22 protein-coding genes are annotated in these 22,511 nt (G+C 68.5%); 11 read left to right on the top strand and 11 right to left on the bottom strand.

All coding sequences use genetic code 11. The features are described from left to right. The first annotated feature begins 7 nt into the window (after positions 1 to 7). From O5K39_RS15595 to O5K39_RS15585, 3 genes are all read left to right on the top strand, one after another. Positions 8 to 2,833, top strand: a complete 2,826-nt coding sequence (locus O5K39_RS15595) for a hypothetical protein (protein ID WP_271144520.1) — start codon at positions 8 to 10, stop codon at positions 2,831 to 2,833. Continuing rightward, on the top strand, positions 2,830 to 5,439 hold the full coding sequence (locus O5K39_RS15590) for a penicillin-binding transpeptidase domain-containing protein (protein ID WP_271144519.1): 2,610 nt from the start codon (positions 2,830 to 2,832) through the stop codon (positions 5,437 to 5,439). The genes O5K39_RS15595 and O5K39_RS15590 overlap by 4 nt, the downstream gene beginning before the upstream one ends. Positions 5,440 to 5,534: 95 nt before the next feature. Continuing rightward, positions 5,535 to 5,786: a hypothetical protein gene (locus O5K39_RS15585; RefSeq protein WP_271144518.1), complete on the top strand. Its 252-nt coding sequence runs from the start codon at positions 5,535 to 5,537 to the stop codon at positions 5,784 to 5,786. On the opposite strand, the gene O5K39_RS15580 is transcribed toward O5K39_RS15585, so the two are convergent. After that, positions 5,783 to 6,547 carry an SDR family NAD(P)-dependent oxidoreductase gene (locus O5K39_RS15580; protein WP_271144517.1) on the bottom strand — a complete coding sequence of 255 codons (765 nt, stop codon included), beginning with the start codon at positions 6,545 to 6,547 and terminating at the stop codon, positions 5,783 to 5,785. The two genes, O5K39_RS15585 and O5K39_RS15580, sit on opposite strands and share 4 nt — an antisense overlap. Before the next feature lie 45 nt (positions 6,548 to 6,592). Here O5K39_RS15580 and O5K39_RS15575 point away from each other — a divergent pair, with 45 nt between their 5' ends. Further along, positions 6,593 to 6,853, top strand: a complete 261-nt coding sequence (locus O5K39_RS15575) for a hypothetical protein (RefSeq protein WP_271144516.1) — start codon at positions 6,593 to 6,595, stop codon at positions 6,851 to 6,853. Positions 6,854 to 7,143: 290 nt separating this feature from the next. Here O5K39_RS15575 and O5K39_RS15570 read toward each other — a convergent pair whose 3' ends face one another. From O5K39_RS15570 to O5K39_RS15550, 5 genes are all read right to left on the bottom strand, one after another. Beyond that, positions 7,144 to 7,494: a VOC family protein gene (locus O5K39_RS15570; RefSeq protein ID WP_271144515.1), complete on the bottom strand. Its 351-nt coding sequence runs from the start codon at positions 7,492 to 7,494 to the stop codon at positions 7,144 to 7,146. Between the two features lie 62 nt (positions 7,495 to 7,556). Further along, positions 7,557 to 9,071 carry an amidophosphoribosyltransferase gene (gene purF, locus O5K39_RS15565; protein ID WP_271144514.1) on the bottom strand — a complete coding sequence of 505 codons (1,515 nt, stop codon included), beginning with the start codon at positions 9,069 to 9,071 and terminating at the stop codon, positions 7,557 to 7,559. Between the two features lie 31 nt (positions 9,072 to 9,102). After that, positions 9,103 to 9,699, bottom strand: coding sequence for a CvpA family protein (locus O5K39_RS15560; RefSeq protein ID WP_271144513.1), 597 nt, complete (start codon positions 9,697 to 9,699; stop codon positions 9,103 to 9,105). Positions 9,700 to 9,725: 26 nt separating this feature from the next. After that, complete coding sequence (gene radA, locus O5K39_RS15555; protein WP_271144512.1) at positions 9,726 to 11,090, bottom strand: DNA repair protein RadA; 1,365 nt, start codon at positions 11,088 to 11,090, stop codon at positions 9,726 to 9,728. A gap of 263 nt (positions 11,091 to 11,353) precedes the next feature. Beyond that, positions 11,354 to 13,138 (bottom strand): acyl-CoA dehydrogenase, encoded by a 1,785-nt coding sequence (locus O5K39_RS15550; protein ID WP_271144511.1) that lies wholly within the window; start codon positions 13,136 to 13,138, stop codon positions 11,354 to 11,356. Between the two features lie 113 nt (positions 13,139 to 13,251). Here O5K39_RS15550 and O5K39_RS15545 point away from each other — a divergent pair, with 113 nt between their 5' ends. The 3 genes from O5K39_RS15545 to O5K39_RS15535 are packed head-to-tail and all read left to right on the top strand — an operon-like array spanning position 13,252 to position 15,291. Next, positions 13,252 to 13,803, top strand: a complete 552-nt coding sequence (locus tag O5K39_RS15545; protein WP_271144510.1) for a cytochrome b — start codon at positions 13,252 to 13,254, stop codon at positions 13,801 to 13,803. Between the two features lies 1 nt (position 13,804). Next, complete coding sequence (locus tag O5K39_RS15540) at positions 13,805 to 14,374, top strand: YceI family protein (protein WP_271144509.1); 570 nt, start codon at positions 13,805 to 13,807, stop codon at positions 14,372 to 14,374. Beyond that, complete coding sequence (locus tag O5K39_RS15535; protein ID WP_271144508.1) at positions 14,371 to 15,291, top strand: L-threonylcarbamoyladenylate synthase; 921 nt, start codon at positions 14,371 to 14,373, stop codon at positions 15,289 to 15,291. The genes O5K39_RS15540 and O5K39_RS15535 overlap by 4 nt, the downstream gene beginning before the upstream one ends. Before the next feature lie 192 nt (positions 15,292 to 15,483). Here the strand turns inward: O5K39_RS15535 and O5K39_RS15530 are convergent, their stop codons facing one another. After that, positions 15,484 to 16,563: a patatin-like phospholipase family protein gene (locus O5K39_RS15530; protein ID WP_271144507.1), complete on the bottom strand. Its 1,080-nt coding sequence runs from the start codon at positions 16,561 to 16,563 to the stop codon at positions 15,484 to 15,486. Positions 16,564 to 16,605: 42 nt separating this feature from the next. Between O5K39_RS15530 and O5K39_RS15525 the strand changes: the two genes are divergently transcribed. Further along, positions 16,606 to 16,944, top strand: a complete 339-nt coding sequence (locus tag O5K39_RS15525) for a hypothetical protein (RefSeq protein ID WP_271144506.1) — start codon at positions 16,606 to 16,608, stop codon at positions 16,942 to 16,944. On the opposite strand, the gene O5K39_RS15520 is transcribed toward O5K39_RS15525, so the two are convergent. The 4 genes from O5K39_RS15520 to O5K39_RS15505 form a co-directional block, all read right to left on the bottom strand. Continuing rightward, complete coding sequence (locus tag O5K39_RS15520; protein ID WP_271144505.1) at positions 16,913 to 17,200, bottom strand: hypothetical protein; 288 nt, start codon at positions 17,198 to 17,200, stop codon at positions 16,913 to 16,915. The genes O5K39_RS15525 and O5K39_RS15520 overlap by 32 nt on opposite strands. Before the next feature lie 68 nt (positions 17,201 to 17,268). Further along, positions 17,269 to 18,087 carry a 3-hydroxybutyrate dehydrogenase gene (locus O5K39_RS15515; RefSeq protein WP_271147175.1) on the bottom strand — a complete coding sequence of 273 codons (819 nt, stop codon included), beginning with the start codon at positions 18,085 to 18,087 and terminating at the stop codon, positions 17,269 to 17,271. Between the two features lie 126 nt (positions 18,088 to 18,213). Further along, positions 18,214 to 18,975: a peroxide stress protein YaaA gene (gene yaaA / locus O5K39_RS15510; protein WP_271144504.1), complete on the bottom strand. Its 762-nt coding sequence runs from the start codon at positions 18,973 to 18,975 to the stop codon at positions 18,214 to 18,216. Next, positions 18,969 to 20,396, bottom strand: a complete 1,428-nt coding sequence (locus O5K39_RS15505) for an FAD-binding oxidoreductase (protein WP_271144503.1) — start codon at positions 20,394 to 20,396, stop codon at positions 18,969 to 18,971. The genes yaaA and O5K39_RS15505 overlap by 7 nt, the downstream gene beginning before the upstream one ends. Before the next feature lie 69 nt (positions 20,397 to 20,465). On the opposite strand from O5K39_RS15505, the gene O5K39_RS15500 reads away from it, so the two are divergent. From O5K39_RS15500 to O5K39_RS15490, 3 genes are all read left to right on the top strand, one after another. Then, positions 20,466 to 20,891: an NUDIX hydrolase gene (locus O5K39_RS15500; protein WP_271144502.1), complete on the top strand. Its 426-nt coding sequence runs from the start codon at positions 20,466 to 20,468 to the stop codon at positions 20,889 to 20,891. 152 nt (positions 20,892 to 21,043) lie between these two features. Further along, positions 21,044 to 21,388, top strand: coding sequence for a hypothetical protein (locus tag O5K39_RS15495; protein ID WP_271144501.1), 345 nt, complete (start codon positions 21,044 to 21,046; stop codon positions 21,386 to 21,388). A gap of 135 nt (positions 21,389 to 21,523) precedes the next feature. After that, on the top strand, positions 21,524 to 22,510 hold the full coding sequence (locus tag O5K39_RS15490; protein ID WP_271144500.1) for an SPFH domain-containing protein: 987 nt from the start codon (positions 21,524 to 21,526) through the stop codon (positions 22,508 to 22,510). The last annotated feature ends 1 nt before the right edge of the window (position 22,511 follow it).

The raw sequence follows: 22,511 nt of genomic DNA, 5'->3' as shown, positions 1-22,511 counted from the left end.
GCGCCGGATGACCGGAGCTCTGGTCGCCGTCGCCCTGGGGTTGCTGGCCTGGCTGATCTGGTCGGGGTCGGGCCAGTCGTCAGGACAGCCTGCGCCGCTGTCGGGACGGGTCGCGGTGCTTGGGGTGCTGGTCGCCCCGGCCATCGTGCTGATTGCCATCGGCAGCGCGGTGCTGATCGATCGCGCCGGAGGCCAGACGGCGCGGTTCGGCCAGATCCGGTTGACGCTCGAGAGCCTCGACCTCGGCGGGCGCGGCGACCGGCTGACCATCGGCGGCGGGCCCGAGGACGGGCTGGTCGTCGAGGGTGCGCCGGCGGGGCTGGCGTCGTTGCGGCCGGTTTCGGCGGGTCCGGACGGTGAGGGCATCGCTGAACTGATCATGCGGCCGCCCACGCCAAGGGACGAGACCGTCTCGGTGGTCTCGATCGATAAGGATTTCGTCGGGTCGGAGCCGTTTCCGCGCGGCAGCGCCCTGTGCGTCGGCGCCTGTGAAGGCCCGGGCGCGCGCTGGCGTGTGCTGAGCCGATCCGGTGCGGTGCGGTTCCGGCCAGGTCGGCTCGACGCCGAAGGCCGGGTCGAGGTCGCCGAGTACGGCGCAGCAGACGGCGAGACTTTTCCGCGCCGCGAGCCCTTCCCCTTCATCGCCGCGCCCCGGCCGTGGCGGGCGTCGCAGGCCGTTTATCCCGTCGAGCGGTATCTGGAGGCGGACGCAGCCGCCGGACGGCTGAGGTCGGTGCTGTATCAGCAGGGCGGCTGGCGGGGCGCGGACTGGCGGCTGCTGGCGCTGGACCCACAGCTCTGGGTCGCCCTGCCCGGCGAGACGCCGCGTCGGGCCAGCGCCTATGGTGGGGCGAACGGGCTGAACGGCCGGTCGGTCGAGGTCGCGTCGGGTTCGACGGTCACGGTCTGGGACCTGCGGACCTATGGATTTTCGCAGGCCGGGCAGCCGGCGGGGCGGTTACAGGAGCGGCGGGCCCTTCTGGTCGAGCAGCAGGGTCGGGGTATCTCGGTTCGGCTCCAGACCCCGGCGACCGAGGTGGTGGCGACCTGTCCGACCAACGGGCGACTGACCACGGCGGATATCCGCTATCCGATCCTGGGTGGGCCGGTGGCGGCGGGGCTGGATCAGCACCCGACCCTGCCGCGCGCGGCCAGTTGCGCGCGGTTCCAATCCAGTGTGATCAAGGGTGAGGGCGGTGTCGCGCCGACCTTCACCATGGCCCGGTTCGGGGCGCCCTGGTCGCTGGTGGTGCTGATCCTGGCCTGGACCGGGGGCGTGCTGTGGTTGCAGCGCGGCGTGTGGACGGAGCGCGCGGTCCACTGGTCGATCTATTGCGTGTTCCAGACACTGCTTGCGCTGAGGTTCGTGATCGCGGTGTCGGGGGCGGCGGCCGATCCGGAGACCCTGGCGCCCGGCCGGCTGATCGGCGAGGCGGCGATCGCCTATGTGGTTTTGCCGGTTCTGTTCCTGCTGCTTGTGCCGCCGAAGGACGGACGCAGGCCGTGGGCGGTCGGGCTCGGTCTGTTCGCGGGCGTGGCCCTGGTGGTCGGCGGGTTGTACGGCGCGCCCGTCGCGGCGGAGGGCGGTCTGGCGGGCGCGGTGCCGGGCGGACTGGCCCTCGTTGGAGGTGTTCTGGCGATCCTCGGCGCGGCGGTGGTCGGCTTCTGGCCGGATCGAGGCCTGCCGGATGCGGATGCCGAGGTTGGAGCCGAAGCCGAGGCCGAAACTGACACGGCCCAGACCTGGCCGGTGCTGTTCGGGGCGACGGCGGCAATGCGGGCGGTGCTGGGATTCCTGTCGATCAAGGAGCGGATCCCCGGCCTCGGGTTCGCGGTCAGCGTGATCTATACGCCGGCGATGATCCTGGGGTTCTCGGGGCTGCTAGCCGAAGCGTTGCGGGCGGATCCCCGGCGTCTGATGCGGCTGGGGCTGGTGTTCGCAGGCCTGTTGTTCGTGATGCTCGCGGTGCTGCCGGGGCTGGTCAAGGACAACGGCTATGTGATCGTCGCCCTGCCCATCGCGGGGATGGCGGCCTGGGTGGCGTGGAGCCGGTTCGGGCGCGGGTCGCCGTTGCAAACGCGGATGATCTGGTCGGCCCCGGCGGCGGGGCTGGCGGCGCTGCTGCTGGGGGTGCTGGTCGCGGGGGCGTTTTCGCTGGGGTTCGCCGAGAACCGGGACCGAAATATCGCCCAGGCCCGTGACGCGGTCAGCGACGCCCAGGCGCTGAAGATCCTGGAACAGGCGGTGGACGAGGACCCGACCCTGCTGCGGGTCTGGATGCGGCTGGATCCCGAGCGGTTGCTGCGGTCGGGGGCGAGCGAGGCCGAGGATCTGAGGGTCATCTCGCGCCAGCTATCGGGGTACACCGACACCCTGTTTGGGCGAGGCTATCTGACACCGGCCAATCTGACGGTGCTGAGGCCCGTGCATCTGAACGACAACCTGTCGGCCATCCATCTGATCTCGCCGTTCGGTCGGGTGACGGCGGCGGCCCTGTTGATCCTGCTGGTCGTGGTGCCCGTCGCTCTGGCGCGGCGGACGCGACGGGATGGGACGCTGCGCGGTCGCTATGAGATCGCGGGCTTCATGGCGCTGTGGGTCGTGTTCGGGGTGGACGCTTATATCGTGCTGGCCAATCTGCAGCTCGTGCCGTTCACGGGGCGCAACGTCTATCTGCTGGCGGCGGCGTCGGATAGCGACCTGCTGGAGGGGACGATCCTGATCGTCCTGGCCTATGTCGGGATCGCCGGTCTGTGGGCGAAGGACGCCTTCGCCTGGGAGGCGGGGCTGGGACGGATGGTGCGGCGGTTGCGACCGGGGCGGGCGTCATGAGCCGGTCGCGCATTCCGAAGGCCCGGATGGCCCTGCCGTCGCTGAAGGCGATGCGGGTCTCTTGGGGCGGTGCGCTGGGCGCGCTGCTGGTGCTGCTGATTTGCGTCGCGCCCCAGGTTCTGACCGTGACCAATCCGATCCCACGCGTCGCCGGTGGTGCGGTAGCGTCGGGGGGCGACGAGCGGGCGGAGGGGTACAATGCCCTGATCGACGACCTGGTTGTCGCGCGAGGTTGGCTGGAGATGCGGGAGACCGGCGGGGGATATGCCGTGGTCGAGTCGCCCTTGGCGCCCGACGATCCGGTCTGGCAGCGGTTCAAGCGCGAGTCCTATCTGTTCGGCGACCTGAGAGCACCCGAGCGTTGGCGGGTCTCGGACTATCGGTTCCAGCGCGACGGCCGCGAGACCATCGAGATCGTAGGCGTCGATCCTTCCGCCCATCAGGTGGCTGGGCCGTTCAATGCGCCGGACAACTGGCGCGGAGGATTGTTGTACCGGCCCGGCACGGCGCGGGTCGTCGGCCTGACGAGGCGCGTCGCGGAGGCCGGCGCGGGACCGGGCCGTGAGCGGCCGATGCGGTTCCGGCCCAACGGTCGCGATGGGACAGTCGAGCTGTTCGGCGAGACCCCGGCGACGGCGGACGCGGCCTGGCGCTATCGGTTCCGCGCGACCAAGGCGGGCTGTGTCGGCGAGGTGGCCAGTGTGATGCGGATCGGCACCGACCTGCGCGGCGACGCCCTGGTGCGGCTGCGAGCCCATCCCGAATGCCGGCTGGCGGTGCGCATCGGCGGCCGGCTTCAGGCGGCTGACGGGGTGGCCTATGCGCGGCTGAGGGCCGGCGAGACCCTGACCTTCGAGGCGGCGGGACCGGGCGGCGCGATGCTGCGGGACGCCTATGACTACGGCGGGGCGAACGAGGCGATCTCGCCGGCCCCTGTGCCCGGGGCCAGGCGGACGCGGGCCTGGGGGCTGGATGCCTTCAGCCGGGGGGTAGAGACGCTGGTGGCGGGTCGGCCGGGCCTCGGCGATATCGAGACGACGCTGGACGCACGGTTGCAGGACGCGGCCGAGACGGTGCTGGGGCCGCCCGGCCGGCTGCTGAATGCAGCGGGCCTGCCGGCGCGGGCCTCGATCACCCTGATGGACGCCAATACGGGCGAGGTGCTGGCCATCGCCAGCCGGCCGCAGCGACCGCCCGACGCCTCGATCTTCACCCGCGCCGGGATGGACGACCGCAATCACAACTTCACGGCCCAGCCTGTCGGGTCGGTGGCCAAGGCACCGATCACCATGGCGATCCTGCAAGCCCATCGGGAACTCGCGGGGCTGAAGCTGACCGCCATGGGCGACTTCAAGGGGGTGGTGGGGGTCGAGGCGCCGTTCAGGGATACGGTGTCGGGTGATCTGGACATGGTCAGCTTCCTGGCGCGGTCGAGCAATCGCTACGCCGTGGGGCTGATGCTGCTGGCGCTCAGTGATGCGCCGGCCGTACCCGATCCGGCGCTGGTCGACGGGTCGGACTGTTATGCGATCGGGGTGACGCGGCTGTGCCGGCCGCCGATGATCGAGACCATGCGGCCGATCGGGCCCTCCGGGCCGGACGGCTATCGGCTGGAGGGACGCACGGGGCCGCCGCTGTCCTGGGGCGTGACGATGAACGACCTGTTCGGCGCCCTGACCGAGTTCGAGGCGGGCGGGGCGACGTCTTCGGCCAATCTGTGGCCCGGTCTGGCGGAGACGCCGAAACAGGGGGCCGGGTGGATCTTTCTGGAGGAGGGCAACCTCGGTCTGAACGACCTGGTCGATCTGCATCGCGACTATCTGATGAGCATATTGGGCGGGAACCGGACGCGATGGTCCTCGATCAAGGTAGCCGAGATCGTGTCGCGGATGGTGACGCGGCGGCCTGTCAATGCGCGGCTGACCCAGCCGGACCGCCTGCCGCTGCCCGCCGTGCGCATGATTGCCCATCCGGCGGAATGGAATCTGGTATTGCAGGGGATGGAGGCCGTGACCGGCCGCGATCCGGCGGTGCGGGGCACGGCGGCGCGGTTGCGGCCCAGCCTGCCGCCCGGCGACTATCGCGTCTTTGCCAAGACCGGGACGCCGACGCTGGAGATCGGGGTGGCGCCGTCGCCGGCGCGGGCAGCGGCCGTGCGGCTGGCCGAGCGCCAGTGCGGTCTGACCTGGGATCCGGAGCGTCGCAGGATCACCGCGCCGATCACGATGCGGCCGGTCTGTGCAGACATCGCCGGCCAGGCGGGATCGCGGGCAAGCCTCGATGCTGCGCTGGGGGCCATGTCGCCGGCCTATCGCAGCCGGATCGATCGCGACCTGCTGGCCCGGCCCCATGCGGTGACGGACTTGACGCTGGAGGCGTCCGCTGCGGTCGGGGTGGGGCACGGGATCGCGCTGGTGATCGGCCGCTATCCGTCGGCCGTGGCAGAGGCGAAGGCCGTGCCGGGTGTGCCGCCGTACCGGGCCCTGGCCATCGTCATCAATCTGGAGAGCCATGACGGAGAAGCACCGGCGACCGACATGGCGGGGGCATTGCTGGCCTCGGCGGTGGTCCGCGCCTGGCTGGTGCAGGAGGCAACCGCGCCATGAGCCGGGGCAGTCGCGTGCCGAAAGGACAGAGGTCCAGATCGCGAGCCGTGCCGACCGGGTGGGGCAGGCTCGCGCCCGTCGTCGGACTGTGCGCCGTGGCGCTGATTTCCGCCGTGATGGCGTTTGGCGGTCGCGGCGGGGTCGAGGCGGCGTCGGGCGCGGCCTGTGTCACCGACGCGGTCCCCGGCGAGTTCAAGAGCTGGTCCGCCTTTTTCCGTCGCTACCCGTTCGACGACGCCTTCGTGAAGGCCCGAATCGAGGCGGTGAACGGGCCCACGCCCGGGGAGGTCGTCACCATCCCGCTGGCCGGCGATGCATCCTGCGGCCAGGCCGCTGAGATCGACTAGATCAGGGCCGACACCGGCAGGGCGGCGTTCCAGTCCTTGAAGGCGACCGTCAGGGGCGGGGTCAGGTCGGGTCGGGCCAGTTCGACGACCAGGGGTCCGATCTCCGATGGATGGGGCAGGGTTTGGGGGTCTTCGCCCGGGAAGGCCTGGGCCCGCATGGCGGTGCGCATCCGGCCGGGATCGAGAACGGCGACGCGGATCGAGGTGTTCTCGATCTCGTCGGCCCAGATTTTCATCATGATTTCGGCGCCCGCCTTGGTCGCGGCGTAGGGGCCCCAGAAGGCCTTGGGCACGGAGGTCAGGCTGGTGGTCAGATGAATCACGCGGGCGGCGTCGGACTGGCGCAACAGCGGCTCCAGCGACCGGATCAGGCGATAGACGGCGGTCAGGTTGGTCTTCTCGATCTTGCCCCAGCCGCGCGGGTCCAGATGCGAGACCGGCGTCAGGCCGGCGGCGCCCAGGGTGGCGGCGGTGTGGACCCAGATGTCCAGCCGGCCGAACCGCTCGAAGATCGCGCCGCCCAGCCGGTCGATGCCGCCGCCGTCCACGAGGTCGAAGGGGACGAGCGTGGCGTGCTTGCCGGTCGCGGCATAGATGGCGTCATCGAGCTCTTCCAGCCCCCCCTGCGTCCGGGCCGTCGCGACGACGTGGGCACCGGCCCTGGCCAGGGCAAGCGCGCTCTCATAGCCGATACCGCGCGAGGCGCCGACGACAAGGGCGATACGGTCGGCGAGGAGTTGATTGGGAGAGGTTGTGGTCATCTGGTATGCTTCCGGTACAGGCCGGCCTTTTAGCGGAGCGGCGACGTGAGTGCTGAAGAAAAGCTGACATTGACCCTCTCAGCGGAGGTTCAAGAGGCTCTGGCCTACATCTCCGGGCTGTCGGGGAGAACATCCGCAGCGTTAGTCGAAGAGGCGTTGCGCCAGTTCATCGACCGCGAAGTGCCGATCTTCGAACAGATCGAGGAAGGCATGGACGATTTTGCCTGCGGACGGACGGTCAGCCATGAAGACGCCATGGACCGCCTCCGGGCACACATTGCTGAAAGATCGGCCGAAGCCGCGTGACGGTTTTGCATTGGTCTGAGTCGGCCAGCGCGGAATTCAGAGCGGCCTACGATTATATCGCCAAGGATAACCCAATGGTCGCGCTGAAAGTCGTCAATCGAATTGGCAGCCAGTGAGTTGGTCGCCCGCCGTAATATTGGTCGGGTCGGCCGTCGGCGCGGCACATTCGAAAAATCGGTGATCGGAGCACCGTACGTTCTTATCTATACGAGAGATGAAGTCTCATCCGTGACGACAATCATCACCTTGATGCATACGGCTCGACAATGGCCAGCAGAGCATGATGTCGGCTAGAAACCCGGTGCCGCCTGCCACAGGCTGAAGCTGACGCCCTGGTCGTCGCAGACGACGCAGGACTGGCCGGTCGCGCTCTCGGCGGGAATCGCGGCCTTGCCGCCGAGTTCGGCGACGCGGGCGCAAGTCGCGTGGATGTCGTCGACGCGGAAGTACAGGTTGGGTTCGCTGACGGGGCGTTCGGCCTTCACGAAGCCGAACGGCGGGTTCGAGTCCGCGACGTGGGCATAGGTCGACCGTGACGCGTCCTCGTCAAACGTCCAGCCGAACAGGGCTCCGTAGAAAGCGCGTGCCTTGCCGATGTCGGCGGTGTCGAGGGTGAAGTAACCGAGCTGGACCTGCGTCATGGCGTTCCTTGTTGCGCGCGACCCGATCCGAAAACCGGCGTCCACTTTTCGGGATCGCGCTGTTAAGCACTCACCAGCAGGGAAAGTTGCCGGTCCAGCATCTGGCGGCCGCCTTCCTCGATCTCGCGGTCCACCAGGCGGGTCGGATAGTCACCCGTGAAATAGTGGTCGGTGAACTGGGGCAGGGCGTCGTTGCGGCCAGACTCGCCCATGGCCTTGTAGAGACCATCGACCGACAGGAAGCCGAGCGAGTCGACCTCGAGGAACTGGCGCATCTCTTCCAGCGTCTGGTTGGCGGCGATCAGCTGGTCGCGTTCGGGCATGTCGATGCCGTAGAAATCGGGCCACAGGATCGGCGGGCTGGCCGAGCGCAGATGGACCTCGGTGGCCCCGGCGTCGCGGACGGCACGGACCAGTTTGACCGAGGTGGTGCCGCGCACGATGGAATCGTCGATCAGCACGACCCGCTTGCCTTCCAGCACCGCGCGGTTGGGGCTGTGCTTCATGGCCACGCCCTTCTGGCGGGCCCCCTGGCTGGGCTGGATGAAGGTGCGGCCCAGATAGTGGCTGCGGATGATGCCCATCTCGTAGGGGATGCCGCTTTCCTGGGCATAGCCGAGGGCGGCGGGCACGCCGGAGTCGGGGACGGGCACGACCACGTCGGCGTCGATCGGGAACTCGCGGGCCAGGCCCTGACCCATGCGCTTGCGCACGCCATAGACCGAGCGGCCGTTCACGACGCTGTCGGGGCGCGAGAAGTAGACGTACTCGAACAGGCAGGGTCGGGCGGCGCGAGCGGGGAAGGGTTTGAGCGAGCGCAGGCCCTCGTGGTCGATGACGATGACCTCGCCGTGTTCGACGTCGCGCACGAAGGTCGCGCCGATGGTGTCGAGCGCGCAGGTCTCGGACGCCAGGACCCAGGCTTCGCCGATCTTGCCCAGTACCAGCGGGCGGATGCCGAGGGGATCGCGGGCGCCGATCATCTTGGTCCGGGTCTGGGCGACCAGGGCATATCCGCCCTCGATCCGGGCCAGGGCGTCGATGAAGCGGTCGACGATCTTGGCTTTGCGGCTGCGGGCGATCAGATGGAGGATCACCTCGGAGTCTGACGTCGACTGGAAGATCGAGCCCTCGCCGACCAGCTGGTTCCGCAGATAGTGGAAATTGGTCAGGTTACCGTTGTGGGCGATGGCGATGCCGCCCTGATCCAAGTCGGCGAACATCGGCTGGATGTTGCGCAGGAAGCTGCCGCCGGCGGTGGAATAGCGGGTGTGGCCCACGGCCGCCGCACCGGGCATCCGTTCCTTCAGGTCCGTGCCGCCGAAGGCCTCGCCGACATGGCCCATGTGGCGTTCGGTGTGGAAGCGGGTGTCGTTCACCGAGGCAATGCCGCAGGCTTCCTGACCGCGATGCTGGAGAGCGTGCAGGCCGAGGGCGACGATGGCGGAGGCCTCATCCGCTTCGGCGCCCCAGACGCCGCAGACGCCGCATTCCAGACGCGGATGATCGTCATCGGCGTCGCGGAAATGCTCCCGATGAACGACGGGGGCGGCGATGGAATGGTCAAGGCTGCTCATCGTGGGGGGCTCCGATGATAGCGGGGTGACATTACTGGGCAGGGGCGGCAGGCGAACTATTGCCTGTTTGGGGCGACTGCAAGGCTTCATCGTCGGAAAAGCCTCTGCGGACGGATGAATCGACGACGGGCGACAGGGCATCTGCCCCGCGACCGATGCCGGGGAGGATGATCTGGATGGCGCGGGCGGCCCCGGCGCTGACCGGGCGCAGCGTGGCCTCGGACAGCCAGCGCGGCGTCCGCTCGCCCGGAAGGGCCGCGACGATGACCAGATGGATGGCCCCCAGCAGCACCAATGACCGACCCGCGCCGACGAAGACGCCGAAGATGCGATCGACGCCGCCGAGGGTCGGATGAGCCTGGGCCCGCTTGGACAGGATCGAGCCGAAGATGCGGATGCCGAAATAGATGATCAGGAAGGCGGCGACGGCGGCGAAGATGGTTCCGGCCCAGTCGGGGTCGATCAGTGCCCGCCCGATCCGCGACGTCAGCGGCAGGCTGACCAGGGCCAGAAACGCCGCCAGCACGAAGCTGAGCAGGGTGATGATCTCGCGCGTACCACCGCGCACCCAGCCAGCGGCAGCCGAGGCCAGGATGACCAGGATGGCGAAGGCGTCGAAGCCGGTCATTCGGTTCCCGTGGGGCGCATGGGACCCTAATACCTGTTCTGGGAGATTCGTTCGACGGCTTCGGTCAATCGGTTGACGGATGTGACGGAAACGCCGCCACCCTTGACGGTCAGGGGCGGTGCCAGGGCCTTGTCGAAGCCCAGTTTGGAGGCTTCACGCAGGCGGGCCTCGGCGCGGCCGACGGCGCGGACCTCGCCCGACAGGCTGATCTCGCCGAAGACGATGCAGCCTTGCGGCAGGGGGGTGTCGGTCACCGACGATATCAGGGCGGCGGCGGCGGCCAGGTCGGCGGCGGGCTCGTTGATGCGCAGGCCGCCCGCGACGTTCAAGTAGACGTCCTGCTGGCCGAAGCCGACGCCGCAGCGCGCCTCCAGCACCGCCATGACCATGGCCAGGCGTCCGGTGTCCCAGCCGATCACCGCGCGGCGCGGCGTGCCGTAGGCGGACGGGGCGACCAGGGCCTGCATCTCGACCAGGACGGGGCGAGACCCCTCGATCCCGGCGAAGACAGCCGCGCCTGGCGCACGGTCCTTGCCTTCGCCCAGGAACAGGGCCGAGGGGTTGGCGACCTCGGTCAGGCCGGCGTCGCCCATCTCGAAAACCCCGATTTCGTCGGTCGCGCCGAAGCGGTTCTTGCCGGCGCGCAGGATGCGGAACGGATAGCCGCGCTCACCCTCGAAGGTCATGACGGCGTCGACCATATGTTCGACCACGCGGGGGCCGGCGACCTGGCCGTCTTTGGTGACGTGGCCGACCAGGACGACGGCGGGACCGCCCGCCTTGGCCATGCGGACCAGTTCACCGGCGCAGGCGCGGACCTGGGTGACCGATCCCGGCCCGGCCTCATGGACGTCGGACCACAGGGTCTGAATCGAATCGACAATGACGATGTCGAACTTCTCGCGCTTCAGGGTGCCGAGGATGTCGCGAAGCGCCGTGGCGCTGGCCAGCTGGACCGGGGCCTTCTCCAGCCCCATGCGGCGGGCGCGGGCGCGGATCTGTTCGATGGCCTCCTCGCCCGAGATATAGGCGACACGGACGCCGCGCAGGGCCGCACGACCGGCGACGTCCAGCAGCAGGGTCGATTTGCCGACGCCGGGATCGCCCGACAGCAGCAGGGCCGAGCCCGGCACCACCCCGCCGCCGCAGACCCGGTCGAACTCGGCGACGCCGGTGACGATTCGGGGCGGCTCGGGAGTGTCGGAGTCCAGGGTCTCGAAGGTCAGGCCCCGGCTGCGCGAGGCGCTGACCGGCTTGATCGCGCCGGGCGGGGTGGCGCGGCTCTCCTCGACGATGGTGTTCCACTGGTTGCAGGCATTGCACTGGCCCGACCACTTGCCGTGGACCGCCCCGCAGGACTGACAGACGTAGATCGCGGAATCCCTGGCCATGGTCAGGGCTTACAGGAGGTGGGGCGGGATGGGCAGGGGCTGGTGGAGGGGGTGCGTCCGGAAATGACGTAGAGACGCAAGGCCTCCTGTTCTTCTCCCGCGCAGCGGGGAAGTGCCGCGTCGCTGAGCGCAGCGAAGGCAGCGACGATGGGGGTCTGTGAAGGGAGCGAAGAAATCAGACTTCCCCCATCGACCCTGGAGCCCTTCGGGCTCGACGGGCCACTTCCCCCGTGAAGGACAGGGGAAGAAGGAAAGCGGCGACGTCAGACCCCCAGCGCCACCCGGCTGAGCCGTTCCAGCAGGGGGCCGCCCTGGCCGACGGCGGCGAGGCGGCTGGAGACGTGGCCCAGGACGTTGGCGGCGTAGACTTCGTAAAGGACGATCTTGCCCTCGAGCCATTCCGCGTCGCCCTCGCCAGTGTCGAGTTGGGACTTCGCGGCCAGCGCGCCCTTCGCCAGCATCCAGCCGCCGATGACGTCGCCGAGCAGTTTCAGATAGGCGTCGGCGGCGGCCAGGACGTCGGCCCGGCGCGCGGGATCGGCCTTGGCGTCCAGCAGCCACAGGGTGGCGTCCTCGACGGCCTCGATGGCGGTCTTGAACCGTTCGACGGGCTTGCCGGAATAGAGCTTGCCGAGTGCCGTCAGGGTGGTCCTCATCTCGGAGATCACCGCCTTGGCCGAGGCCCCGCCGTCCTGGGACAGCTTGCGGCCGACCAGGTCCATGGCCTGGATGCCGTTGGTGCCCTCGTAGATCGGGGTGATGCGGGCGTCGCGATAGTACTGGGCGGCACCGGTCTCCTCGATATAGCCCATGCCGCCGTGGATCTGGACGCCCATGGAGGCCACGTCGCAGCCGACGTCGGTGCCCCAGGCCTTGGCGATGGGGACCAGCAGGTCCTCGCGGCCCTTCCAGGCCCGGCGCTCGTCCTGGGTCGCCGCGTGCCTGGCCAGGTCGGCGGCGACGCCGGTGGCCAGGGCGATGCCCCGCGCGGCCTCGATCTTCGACTTCATGACGCCGAGGGCACGGCGGATATCGGGGTGGTCGATGATCGGAGCGTTGGCCTCTCCGGTCCAGATCGAACGACCCTGGCGGCGGTCCAGCGCATAGGCCAGGGCGTGCTGATAGGCGCCCTCGGCGACGCCCACGCCCTGCACCGCCACGGCGACGCGGGCGTTGTTCATCATGACGAACATATGGGCCAGGCCCTGGTTCGGCAGGCCGACCAGTTCGGCGCGGGCCCCCTCATAGCTCATCACACAGGTGGGCGAGGCGTGGATGCCCAGCTTGTGTTCGATGCCGACGGGGCGGAAGTCGTTGCGGCCGCCCAGGGTGCCGTCGTCCCTGACCTCGAACTTCGAGGCCAGGAACAGGCTGATGCCCTTGGGTCCTGCGGGTGCGTCGGGCAAACGGGCCAGGACCAGGTGGACGATATTGTCGGTGGCGTCGTGGTCGCCCCAGGTGATGAAGATCTTCTGGCCGTTCAGGGCATAGGTGCCGTCGCCGTTCGGGGTGGCTGTGGCCGTCAGGGCGCCGAGGTCGGAGCCCGCGCCGGGCTCGGTCAGGACCATGGCCCCGGTCCATTCGCCGCTGACCAGTTTGGGCAGATAGGTCGCCTTCTGATGCTCCGTGCCGACCTGTTCCAGCGCCTCGATCGCCGCCAGAGACAGCATGGGGCAGAGGGCGAAGGCCATGTTGGCGCCCTGGATCGTCTCATAGGCCGCCAGTTCCAGCGCCTTGGGCAGGGCCTGTCCGCCGGCCTCGGCCGAGGCGGTAAGGCCGGTCCAGCCCCCTTCCGCGAACTGGCGATAGGCGTCGGCGAACCCGGGGGCGGCGGTGACCGAGCCGTTGGCGTATTTGGCACCGTTCAGGTCGCCCGGGCGGTTCAGCGGAGCCAGCACCTCGTCCGAGAACGATCCGGCCGCCTCCAGCACCGCATTCATGAGATCGGCGTCATAGTCGGGGAAGGCCCCGGTGGCGGCGACCTGGTCGATGCCCGCGACGGCGGTCAGGCTGAAGGCGAGGTCACGGACGGGCGAGCGATAGGGCATGGCGGCAATCCAGATTGATCCGCCTTTGTGACGGTTTGCCGTAGGGGCACGCAAGCATCTTGGCGAACGTCATCGGCTGGTTCAGTGTGCCGCCGAATCCGATGGGAGCCCCGATGGCCGAGCCGAGAAACCGCTATTCCGCCGTGTCGCTGGCCTTCCACTGGGGGCTGGCGCTGATGATCCTGGCCCAGGTGCTGCTGATCACGGCGCACGAGGCCACGGAGGGGCCGATCTCGCGCGAGTTTGTCCAGAGCCACAAGGCGCTCGGCCTGACCATCCTCGTCCTGACCCTGGCGCGGATCGGGTGGCGGATCGCTAACCCGGCCATTCCCTTGCCGGCCGGGACGCCGAAGTGGCAGGCGTTGGCGGCCAAGGCCACGCATGTGCTGTTCTATGTGCTGCTGATCGGCCTGCCGCTGGGCGGGTGGGCGGCGTCGTCGGCCGGCGGTCGCGCGATCGAGTGGTTCGGCCTGTTCAACTGGCCGCTGCTGCCCCTGCCCCAGAGCCGGGATCTGGCCGGGACCTTCATGGACATGCACGAGGCGGGGGTGAAGGTCCTGTACGTCCTGCTGGCCCTGCACGTGCTGGCGGCGCTCAAGCACCAGTTCGTGGATCGCGACAACGTCCTGCACCGGATGATCCCGCTGATCCCGCGCAGGCCCTGATATGAGGCGGTTCGCGGCCTTGATGGGGGCGGGTCTCATGGCGATCGCCATGGCCGGACCTGCGGGTGCCGTGGCGGATCGCTGGGCCGTCATCGGCGAAAGCTCGGCCATCACCATGTCGGTGCGGGCCCTGGGCGTGACCCAGACGGGGCGGTTCGGGCGCTGGACCGGCGACATCCGCTTCGATCCCGACGCGCCCGAGGACGCCGAGGTGGCGATCACGGTGCGGGCGGCCAGCCTGACCATGCGCCAGGCGGCGGTGACCCAGCGCGCCGTCGGGCCGGGGTTTCTGGACGCCGAACGCTATCCGACCATCCAGTTCCGGCTGCGCGCGCTGGAGCCGACCGCGCCGGGGCGATACACGGCGCGGGCCGATGTGACGGTTCGTGACCGGACCCGTCCGGTGACCTTTCCCGTGACCCTGGCGGTGGACGGGGGGACAGCGCGGATGCGGGGCGGGTTCGTGCTGGATCGCGCCGACTATGGCATCGGGACGCAGGGGGCGATGAACGCCCTGGTGGCCCGTCAGGTGCGCGTCGATGTAGCCCTGGCCACGCGCCGGGCGTCGTGACCGGGTCAGATACCCTCCAGGCGGCGCAGGCGCTGCGGGAGGGCCGGCTGGTGCTGCTGCCGACCGAGACGGTCTATGGGCTGGCGGCGGATGCGGCCAATGCGGAGGCGGTCGCCGCCATCTTCGAGGCCAAGGGAAGGCCGCGCTTCAACCCCCTGATCGCGCACGTGGAAGATGCGGCGGCGGCGGAAGGTGTCGCCGTGTTCGACGCGGCGGCGCGGCGGCTGGCCGAAGCCTTCTGGCCCGGCCCGCTGACCATCGTGGCACCGGTGCGGGCCGGCGACCGGGTCTGTGACCTGGCGCGGGCGGGGCTGGACAGTGTGGCGGTGCGGGTGCCCGGCCATCCGAAGGCAAGGGCTGTGATCGCGGCCTTCGGCGGGGCGGTGGTCGCGCCGTCGGCCAATCGGTCGGGCAGGCCCAGCCCGACGACCTTCGTCGACGCGTTCGAGGAGACGGGGTTCGCAGTCGCGGCCGCCGTCGACGGCGGGCCCTGCGCGGTGGGGGTGGAGAGCACGGTGGTCTCGGTTCTGGACGGGCGGATGGCCTTGCTGAGGCCGGGCGCCGTGACGCGCGACGAGATCGAGGCCCTGGTCGGGCCGATCGATCGCGGCGGGGAGGGGCATCGCTCGCCCGGCCGGCTGACGACCCACTATGCGCCGGACGCGCCCGTGCGGATCGAGGCGCAAGGCGCGCGCGACGGTGAAATCCTGCTCGGCTTCGGGCCGGGGGTGGGGGAGGCGCGCTGGAGCCTGAGCGCGTCGGGCGACCCGCGCGAGGCGGCGGCGAACCTGTTCCGGCTGCTGCGGGAGGCGGATCGGGAGCAGCCGGCAGGGATCGCGGTGGCCCCTGTGCCGATGGCCGGGCTGGGTGAGGCGATCAACGACAGGCTCAGGCGGGCGGCGGGATTTGTAGGGTAGATTTCTCCTCCCCGTTCGCCGCTTGGCGAATGGGGAGGTGGCAGCGAGCGCTTGCGAGCTGACGGAGGGGGCGACTCGATCTGTCCGATCAACTCTGCCAGCCCCTACTCCAGTTACCGCGTCGCCCCCTCCGTCTCGGCGCGAAGGAGCGCCGATCCACCTCCCCATCGCTCCGCGACGGGGAGGAGAATTCTACCCAAACCGCGCCTGCAGATCGACGCTCGACCGCACGCCGACCTCCGCGAAACAGCTCCCCAGCCACTCGTCCGCCGCCGCCCTCCCGCGCGTCTTCAGGTCGTTAAGGAAGGTCCATTCGGTGTTGAATTTGGAGCCCAGCGACAGGTCGCCCAGCCAGCTGTCGGCCTCGATGGCGTGCATCAGGATGTTGCGATAACGGTCCTTGGCCGAGGGCGTCAGGCGGCCCTGTTCGATCAGGTCCTGAACGAAGGCGACGGCGCGCAGTTCGGCGCCCAGGGGGGCGTTGAAGACGACCTCGTTCAGCCGGTCCATGATATCGCCGGGGGCCTTGGGCGTATCGGCGCGCTCGAAGGCATTCAGGGTGATCAGCAGGACGTCGTCGGGCGTGTCCTCATAGAACAGCGGCCAGAGCGGCGGATTGGCCAGATAGCCTCCGTCCCAGTAGGGCTCGCCCTCGATCTCGACCGCCTGGAACAGTTGCGGAAGACAGGCCGAGGCCAGCAGGACCTGGTCGGTGATCTCGGCATTGGTGAAGACGCGGGATTTGGCATGGCGGACGGCGGTGGCGGCGACGTGCAGCTTGACGTCGGAGGCTCGCACCGCCTCGAAATCGACCGTCGCGTTCAGGACCCGCTTCAGAGGATTGAGGTTCAGGGGATTGAACTCATAGGGCGACATCGACATCGCCAGGGTCTCCGACGCCCGCCACAGGGTCGTGTCCTTGAGCCAGCCGGGGGTCAGGGCATTGGACCAGATCGAGGTATCGCCGAACACGTTCTTGCCGCCCGACTGATTGGTCTCCCGCCACAGCTTGTCGAGGGTGGCGCGGGCGCCGTCATGCCCGCCCGTCGCCAGGCCCGAGACCAGGGCCGCCCCGTTCATCGCCCCGGCCGAGGCCGCCGTCACCGCCCGGATGTCCAGCCGCCCATCCTCGAGCAACCGGTCCAGCACCCCCCACTGAAACGCCCCGTGCGCCCCGCCGCCCTGAAGCGCCAGACAGACCTTGCGCTGGCCGTCGTCGGGGGCGACTGGCGCGGCTTTCGCCGCCGGAGCCTTGCGTTTGAAAAGCGCCATGGGCCGGCCTCAGCTCAGATGTCGGGGGAAATCCATCGAAGCGTGCAACAGACGCAGGATTTCGACGCGGTGTGGGTCGAACCGAAAGACGATCACATGGCTCGCAGTCCCGACGCGGTCGCCGCGCGCCACGCGGTCGCGGCTGTGTCGGATGGGATAGAAACGCAAGCTTTTGGGGACATCGTCGTGCGCGCTGACGCCGACCCTCGTCGGGCTTTCCAGCAAATCAGCATAGGCCTGCTCGATCAGGATCCTGTATCTGAACGCTGCCGCCAGGCCGAATTTCGCTGCGCTATGGACGAGTATCTCCTCAATCTCCAGCTCTGCTTGGAGCAGACATCGAGGGCTCTCAAGCCACGCGCGCTTTCACACGTTCCATGATCCCGTCGAAATAGGCTTTGAGGTCTGTGACCCTGATCCCTTCGCCTCGATCCAGGCTGTCGATGCTCACTTGAAGCTTGGCGTTAAGCTGGGCCAGCTTGACGTCATCACTCTCCTCATGGGCAACCGTGTGTTCGCGCAACATGCCCACGGCATCGGCGATCACAGCATCCCGGTCGGGGTAGGCTCCCGAGCGCACCTGTTCGTCGACGAAGGCGTCGAGCGTCGGCGGAAGCTGGAGCGCGGGCTGGGCCATGGCAAACCCTTATCATGCCACGACTGCGGATGCATCAGCCACGGCTCAGAGGGGCGTGTGGCCGTCGGCTATCGGGCGGTCCAGCCGCCGTCGATGGGCATGCTGATCCCGGTGGTCGAGGCCCCCAGATCGCTGACCAGATAGAGGAAGGCCCCGGTCAGTTCGTCGGTGGTGACGAACCGCTTGGTCGGCTGGGATTCCAGGATGACTTCGGACAGGACCTTTTCCTTGGAGGTACCGCGCGTGCGGGCCAGGTCGGCGACCTGGGCGGCGACCAGAGGGGTCTCGACGAAGCCGGGGCAGATGGCGTTGCAGGTGATGTTGTCCTGGGCCAGTTCCAGGGCGACGGTCTTGGTGAAGCCGACGACGCCGTGCTTGGCCGCGACATAGGCCGACTTAAATGGGCTGGCGACCAGGCCGTGGACCGAGGCGATGTTGACGATCCGGCCGCGCCCTTGCGCCTTCATGATCGGAATGGCGGCACGGGTGGCGTAGAAGGTCGACGACAGGTTGATCGCGATGATCTTTTCCCACTGGTCCGAGGGGAATTTCTCGACCGCCTCGACGTGCTGGATGCCGGCGTTGTTGACCAGGATGTCGAGCCGGCCCAGCTGGTGTTTGGCATAGGCGACCATGTCGGCGACCTCGTCGCCCTTGAGCATGTTGGCCGCGTGATAGCGGACGCGGACGCCGCAGGAGGCCTCAAGCTCGGCGCGGGTGCGTTCGATCTCGGAAGGGTCGCCCAGGCCGTTCAGGACGACGTCGCAGCCCCGCGCCGCAACCGCGCGCGCCAGGGCCAGGCCGATGCCTGAGGTCGAGCCGGAGATGACCGCCACCTGGCCGGACAGGTCGTTGGGGTCCTTGAAGACCGGACGCTGGTTGTCCATCGCGTCTTTCTTTGTGCGTTGAAACATGAAGGCGTTTCCCGGATCGTGTCTTGAGGTCGTTTCTGATTTGAGCCCGACTCTAGCGGCTCAGGCGGCGGAAGGCGACAGGCCGGTTCAAGGATTTCGCTACCTGGTGAATATCCAGTCTGTGTTGGTTGATGCGGCCTTGTCGAACCGATAGCCGTCGCGATCGAAAGCCTTGAGCGATTCGGGATCGTCGATGCGTTCGTCGATGGCGAACCGGGCCATGGTGCCGCGCGCCTTCTTGGCGAAAAAGGAGATGATCCGGCTTTCGCCGTCCTTCTGCTCGCGGAAATGGGGCGTCACGACGGGGACCCTGAGCGCCTTGGCATCGACTGCGCCGAAGTATTCCTGGCTGGCCAGGTTGACCACGACCGGGTGAGCATGGCCGTCGAGGTCGGCGTTCAGCTGTTTCGAGATCCGGTCGCCCCAGAAATCATACAGGCTCTGACCCCTGCGGGTGCGCAGGCGGGTGCCCATTTCAAGCCGATAGGGCTGGATGCGGTCCAGGGGGCGCAGCATGCCGTAGAAACCCGACAGGATACGCAGATGGTCCTGGGCGAAGGCCAGGCCCGGCGTGTCGAGGGTGCGGGCCTCAAGCCCCTGATAGACGTCACCGGCGAAGGCGAAGGCGGCCTGGACGCCGGTGTCGAGCGCCTCTGCGTCGAAGGCCTTGAACCGTTCCTGGTTGAGGCGTGCAAGGTCCTCGGAAATCCCCATCAGCCGGCGCAGATCGGCCTTGGTCTGACGCCGCGTCGTCACGGCCAGGGACGCCGTGTCTTCCACGAACCGGCGCGTCGTCGCGGGCAGGGCGGGGTCGGGCTCTGAAAAGTCGAGCCGTTTGGCCGGGGACAGGACGATCAGCATGACGGTCGTTCGGGGCTGAACAGGACGGCCGGGTTCATGATGCCCTTCGGATCGATCGCGCCCCGGATCGCGGCCATGGTGGCGACTTCGAGCGGCGACTTGTAGCGGCGGACCTCGTCGGTCTTGAGCCGGCCCAGGCCGTGTTCGGCGGAGATGGAACCGTCGTAGCAGGCGACGATGTCGTGGACGACCCGGGAGCCCTCTTTCCAGCGTGCGATGAAGGCGGGCACATCCTCTCCGACGCCCGGCAGGATGTCGTAGTGCAGGTTGCCGTCGCCGATATGGCCGAAGACGGAAACGCGGGCACCGGGGTGGAACCGCTCCACCGCCGCCGTTGCCTCGTCGATGAAGTCGGCGATGCGCGAGATGGGCACCGAGACGTCGTGCTTCCAGCCGCCCCCCTCGGGCTTGAGCGCGGCCGAATGCTCCTCGCGCAGACGCCAGAAGGCCGCGCGCTGGGCGTCGTTCTGAGCGATGGCGGCGTCGGTGATCAGGCCTTCTTCGAAGGCGACCTCCAGCAGGCTTTCCATCTGCGCCTCGGCGCCGCCCGGCGTGCCCGAGGCGATCTCGATCAGCACCGACCAGGCGGGGACGGGATCCAGCGGCCAGCGGCTGTCGGGGATGTTCTTGACGACCAGTTCGGCACCCATCCGCTTCATCAGCTCGAAGGCCTCGACCCCGCCGCCGGTCTCCTGTTTGGCGCGGGCCAGGAGCTCGATCGACGCTCCGGCTGTCTCCAGCGCCACCATGGCCACCGCCCGCGACCGCATGATGGGAAACAGCTTCAGCGTCGCGGCGGTGACGACGCCCAGCGTGCCCTCGGCCCCGATCAGAAGCTGCTTCAGGTCATAGCCGGTGTTGTCCTTTCGGAGCCGCTTCAGGCCGTTGAAGATCTCGCCATTGGGCATGACGGCCTCGATCCCCAGCACGAGGTCGCGCATCATGCCGTAGCGCAGGACCTGGGTGCCGCCGGCATTGGTGGAGATCACCCCGCCGATGGTCGCCGACCCTTCCGCAGCCAGACTCAGCGGGAAGAACCGGCCGGCGTCCCTGGCGTGGTGCTGAGCCTCTAGCAGGGTGATCCCGGCCTCCAGCGTCATGGCGTCGTCCAGGGGCGTCACGTCGCGCACGGCGCGCAGGCGGCGCGTGGACAACAGGACCTCGCCATAAGGAATCTGCCCGCCCACCAGACCGCTGTTGCCGCCTTGCGGGATAATCGCCACGCCGTGGGCCGCACAAATGGCCACCGCGCGCTGGACCTGTTCGGTCGTGCCGGGCGTCAGCAGGATCGGCGTCTCGCCCGTCCAGCGATTGCGCCATTCCGTCAGATAGGGGGCCAGGGTGAACGGATCCTGGCTCCAGCCGGACGGGCCGAGCGCAGCCTTCAGTTCGTCAAGCACGGCGGGGGAGGGCGGGGTCATGGCCGCCTTCTGTCAAAATCGGTCGCGGGACGAAAGCGGAAAGCTATGGTGGGCCATGGAAAGCGCGCGATGACCTCGATTCCCCAGGCCGGTCCGGTTCCCGCCGTCGGTGTCGTCTGTCTGAAGGGGGACGAGGTCCTGCTGATCCGGCGGGGGCGACCCCCGCGTGAGGGGGAGTGGAGCCTGCCCGGGGGTCGGATCGAGCCGGGCGAGAGGCTGCACGCGGCAGCATTGCGGGAGTTGTATGAAGAAACCGGCGTCTCGGCGCGAATCCTAAGTCTGGTCGATGTCGTGGACGGGCTGTTTCCAGCCTTTCACTATGTGCTGATCGACTATGTCGCGGTCTGGGTCTCCGGTGATCCGGTTGCTGGGGATGACGCGGCCGAGGCCCGGTTCTTTGCGGTCGATGCGGCTCTTGGACTTCTGGCGTGGGACGAGACCCGGCGGATCGTCACCGAGGCGGTACGGATTCGCGATCAGGACGTCACCGCCTGACCCACGCCGCCGTCTACCGGAACGGCGCTCAACGGACCTGAAATTCCGGCGTGACAGCCGACATTCTCTATGTAACATCCGCGCCCAACGGGTCGATACTGTGTCGGCTCGGGGGGGCTTACCTCGGCTTTTCGCCGAAATGGGGGACTACAATGATCAAGACCACTCTGGCGGCTGTCGCCGCCCTGATGCTCGCCGGCGCGCCTGTCGTCGCCTCGGCCCAGGTGACCGAGCCGGTCACCTTCACCCTGCACAACGAGACCGAGCACGACCTGATCTCGCTCTACATCTCGGTCGTCTCGACCAATGAATGGGAAGAGGACATCTTCGGCGACGGGATCCTGGAAGCCGGCGACAGCGTCGAAGTCACGATCGACGATGATCTGGAAGACTGCGAATACGACCTGAAGGCCGAATTCTCGGACGGTTCCGAAGTGACCGTCGGTTCGGAAGACTTCTGCGAACTGGACGGCGGCGACATCACCGTCAGCGACTAAGCTTCGCGACAGGTCAGACGTCGAGGGCGGCTTCCGAGAGGGAGCCGCCCTTTTCGTTTGTGACGACGGTCCGGATTCGATGGCGCGGCGGGCGCGGCGGGCGTAATCTGGTTCAAACAGCCGAAGGATTGCCGCATGAGCCTCGTCTTCGTCCTCGCCCTGGTCATACTGGCCTTCATTCTGCTGTTCAGCGTGGTGAAGATCGTGCCTCAGGGCCGTGAGTTCACGGTCGAGCGGTTCGGGAAGTACACCAAGACCCTCAAGCCCGGGATCAGCGTCCTGACGCCCTTCGTCGAGCGGATCGGGCGGCGCATGAACATGATGGAGCAGGTCCTGGACGTGCCCCAGCAGGAGGTCATCACCAAGGACAACGCCATGGTGAAGGTCGATGCCATCGTCTTCATCCAGGTGATGGACGCCTCGGCCGCCGCCTATCGCGTCGAGAACCTTCCCTATGCGATCACCCAGCTGTGCTCGACCAACCTGCGGACCGTCGTCGGCTCGATGGACCTGGATGAGGTGCTGTTCCAGCGCGACAATATCAACTCGCGCCTGCTGACGGTCATCGACGCGGCGACCGAGCCGTGGGGCGTCAAGGTCAACCGGATCGAGATCAAGGACCTGACCCCGCCGGTGGACATCACCAACGCCATGGCGCGCCAGATGAAGGCCGAGCGCGAGCGCCGCGCCGTCATCACCGAGGCCGAGGGCGAGAAGCAGGCCGCCATCGCGCGCGCCGAGGGTGCCAAACAGTCGGCCATCCTGCAATCCGAGGGCCGCAAGGAAGCCGCCTTCCGCGACGCCGAAGCCCGCGAACGCGAGGCCGAGGCTGAGGCCAAGGCCACCGCCATGGTTTCGGAGGCGATCGCCCGTGGCGACGTCAACGCCATCAACTACTTCGTCGCCCAGAAGTATGTTGAGGCCTTCGCCGAACTGGCCCGCAACCCCACCGCCAAGACCGTCATCGTTCCGGCCGAGATGAGCGGCCTGGTCGGGACCATCGCCGGCATCGGTGAACTGGTCGGCCTGGCCCGCGATCAGCAGCGGACGCCGTCCGCACCGCCGCCCGCACCGCCCGCACCGCGCGCACCCCGCGGCGGTGCCGTGCCTCCGACTGCGTGAC

Origin of the sequence: Brevundimonas sp. NIBR10 (genome assembly GCF_027912515.1) — a bacterium.
In the GTDB taxonomy this organism is placed as follows: Bacteria; Pseudomonadota; Alphaproteobacteria; order Caulobacterales; family Caulobacteraceae; genus Brevundimonas.
Note: the sequence above shows the minus strand (reverse complement) of the source record. Positions and strands in the feature narration are given on the sequence as shown.

Coding starts and splice junctions, on each gene's coding strand:
- O5K39_RS15505 (WP_271144503.1), bottom strand. CDS start 20,396: ATGACCCCGCCCTCCCCCGCCGTGCTTGACGAACTGAAGGCTGCGCTC.
- O5K39_RS15560 (WP_271144513.1), bottom strand. CDS start 9,699: ATGACCGGCTTCGACGCCTTCGCCATCCTGGTCATCCTGGCCTCGGCT.
- O5K39_RS15595 (WP_271144520.1), top strand. CDS start 8: ATGACCGGAGCTCTGGTCGCCGTCGCCCTGGGGTTGCTGGCCTGGCTG.
- O5K39_RS15520 (WP_271144505.1), bottom strand. CDS start 17,200: ATGGCCCAGCCCGCGCTCCAGCTTCCGCCGACGCTCGACGCCTTCGTC.
- O5K39_RS15540 (WP_271144509.1), top strand. CDS start 13,805: ATGAGGCGGTTCGCGGCCTTGATGGGGGCGGGTCTCATGGCGATCGCC.
- O5K39_RS15590 (WP_271144519.1), top strand. CDS start 2,830: ATGAGCCGGTCGCGCATTCCGAAGGCCCGGATGGCCCTGCCGTCGCTG.
- radA (WP_271144512.1), bottom strand. CDS start 11,090: ATGGCCAGGGATTCCGCGATCTACGTCTGTCAGTCCTGCGGGGCGGTC.
- O5K39_RS15550 (WP_271144511.1), bottom strand. CDS start 13,138: ATGCCCTATCGCTCGCCCGTCCGTGACCTCGCCTTCAGCCTGACCGCC.
- purF (WP_271144514.1), bottom strand. CDS start 9,071: ATGAGCAGCCTTGACCATTCCATCGCCGCCCCCGTCGTTCATCGGGAG.
- O5K39_RS15580 (WP_271144517.1), bottom strand. CDS start 6,547: ATGACCACAACCTCTCCCAATCAACTCCTCGCCGACCGTATCGCCCTT.
- O5K39_RS15515 (WP_271147175.1), bottom strand. CDS start 18,087: ATGGACAACCAGCGTCCGGTCTTCAAGGACCCCAACGACCTGTCCGGC.
- O5K39_RS15500 (WP_271144502.1), top strand. CDS start 20,466: ATGACCTCGATTCCCCAGGCCGGTCCGGTTCCCGCCGTCGGTGTCGTC.
- yaaA (WP_271144504.1), bottom strand. CDS start 18,975: ATGCTGATCGTCCTGTCCCCGGCCAAACGGCTCGACTTTTCAGAGCCC.
- O5K39_RS15570 (WP_271144515.1), bottom strand. CDS start 7,494: ATGACGCAGGTCCAGCTCGGTTACTTCACCCTCGACACCGCCGACATC.
- O5K39_RS15530 (WP_271144507.1), bottom strand. CDS start 16,563: ATGGCGCTTTTCAAACGCAAGGCTCCGGCGGCGAAAGCCGCGCCAGTC.
- O5K39_RS15495 (WP_271144501.1), top strand. CDS start 21,044: ATGATCAAGACCACTCTGGCGGCTGTCGCCGCCCTGATGCTCGCCGGC.
- O5K39_RS15545 (WP_271144510.1), top strand. CDS start 13,252: ATGGCCGAGCCGAGAAACCGCTATTCCGCCGTGTCGCTGGCCTTCCAC.
- O5K39_RS15490 (WP_271144500.1), top strand. CDS start 21,524: ATGAGCCTCGTCTTCGTCCTCGCCCTGGTCATACTGGCCTTCATTCTG.